The sequence below is a fragment of the Treponema sp. R80B11-R83G3 genome (assembly GCF_054786115.1).
Genome location: NZ_BDHF01000185.1, coordinates 1 through 1,754 on the forward strand (window position 1 = coordinate 1; position 1,754 = coordinate 1,754).

Here is a 1,754-nt window from a genome sequence, read left to right on the forward strand (position 1 = left end):
TTCGGAGGAAACCGCCTACGAGCCTTTCCGGCGACTAGATAGCGTAGTTAGAAAGCTTTATCTAGGGTTTGTCGCCGGACGTTTTTTCTCTGAATTTTCTTTGTTTTATTACAAAGTCTCTCCGGCGGAGAACTCCGAAAGATGTTTTTACAGCATGCGCAGCCTACCCGCCTGTACTCAAGGATTTTATTCGGCATACATCTTCAAGCGGTAATAAGAATTATATCGCCGTGATAGCAATTCGCACTTTTAAAAAAGGCATTTCCCCCAAATTCCTTATTGACAAACTTCCTCAAAAAAAGATAAAATACTCTCAATGAGACAAAAAGTCGCTATTAACACTAAATTCCCGACACAAAAACATCAAATGTTAATATATACCCCCCCCCACGTGTAATAGCAAACAAACAAACATCGCTTTTTCAACACAATTTTCTCACTATCCTCGGAAAAACGCCTTTTAATAAGGCTTTTTCATATATCAACAAATTGGGGAAAGAAAAGTGCGCTTTACGACAGTGCAATATGTGCTGGCATTTGCGGCGGATTATTTTTAAAAAAAATTCCGTATGGAAGTTTTAATATGCCGACGGCGGCAATAACACCGCAAAGGAGATTTTTACTATGGCAATGAAAGACATTAAGAGCATTGAGATCAACCCAAAGAGTTAGGAAAGTACCATCCAGTTGTGGATGTCTTTTGGATGGGAACTCAAAAATAACCAAAGGGTAAAAACCCAGGATGTACAGAGGTTCACAGGGCAAGACAGCAATGGAACTGAACATTACAAAACTACAAGGGGGGTTGACTTTATCAAGCTGACTTTTGAGCGTGATCCGGAAAGAAAAAACTACGCCGAGCTTAAAGCGCTTGAAGAGCAGTATTACGCCCCGCTGCCTGACTTTTACGCCAGACCCCCTAAAGACATTGAATCGAAACCAGATAAGCCCAGTATTATTGGCGGTATCCTGTCTGTGATTAGTTTCATTTTTGGTGTTATTTGCTTGGTTTCAACAGTTTACTATATTTCGAGCGGAAAAGGTGAATCTTTTATTATTCTTTTGTTTACCGCTCTTTTTTTATGGCTTGGAATTAGCGGTATAAGACGGAGAATATTGTTTTCCTCAAGTCTTAAAACTTGGGAAGCAGCTTATGAATATTGGAAAACGGAAAATGAAAAATATAAAACTATATGTGCCGCGCAGAATAAGGCGCTTTCTGAAGCTCAGGAAAAGCGCGCTGAGATATTGGAAAAAGCCAGGGCGCTTGTATAGCGGCGGTGCGGAGCGCCAGTAAACTCAAAGGTACCTGTTACAACTTTTTCATAGCATACCCTGTCTTGTATTGTTCACCATATATGTGGGCTGGTCATACTGATAAAATGCTTATTGGCATCTGACCACTTTCAAGTGGTCAGACATTTTTTTAGCGGGTTCGCAGTAGCATTTCCAATTAAGACTATTTTAATGTTGATTTAATCTTCAAAACTTGCGATAATTAATATTATGGATCAACAAAGTTTGGATTTTAATTATTTCCTCGACAACATGAGCAAACTGTACCGGAAGTATGGTCATAAATTTTTGGTAGTACAAAATCAGAATGTAATAGGAGCTTATGATAATTTCGATAAAGCTCTGGAAACGACACTAAAAACAGAAGAGATAGGTACATTTTTAATCCAAGAATGTTTTGATAGCAAAGAAAAAATGGTATGTCATTTTCAAGGTAACGTAATACCTGTATTCGCTTT

General features: G+C 38.6%; 3 protein-coding genes. All 3 read left to right on the top strand.

Going from position 1 to position 1,754, the window contains the following annotated elements:
* A partial coding sequence (locus ACYVRH_RS12400) for a hypothetical protein (RefSeq protein ID WP_461257212.1) occupies window positions 1–214 on the top strand: 214 nt, incomplete at its 5' end.
* 479 nt (window positions 215–693) lie between these two features.
* Window positions 694–1,275, top strand: coding sequence for a hypothetical protein (locus tag ACYVRH_RS12405; RefSeq protein ID WP_461257213.1), 582 nt, complete (start codon window positions 694–696; stop codon window positions 1,273–1,275).
* A gap of 231 nt (window positions 1,276–1,506) precedes the next feature.
* Window positions 1,507–1,754, top strand: a 248-nt coding sequence (locus ACYVRH_RS12410; protein ID WP_461257214.1) for a hypothetical protein, incomplete at its 3' end; no start/stop codon positions are given.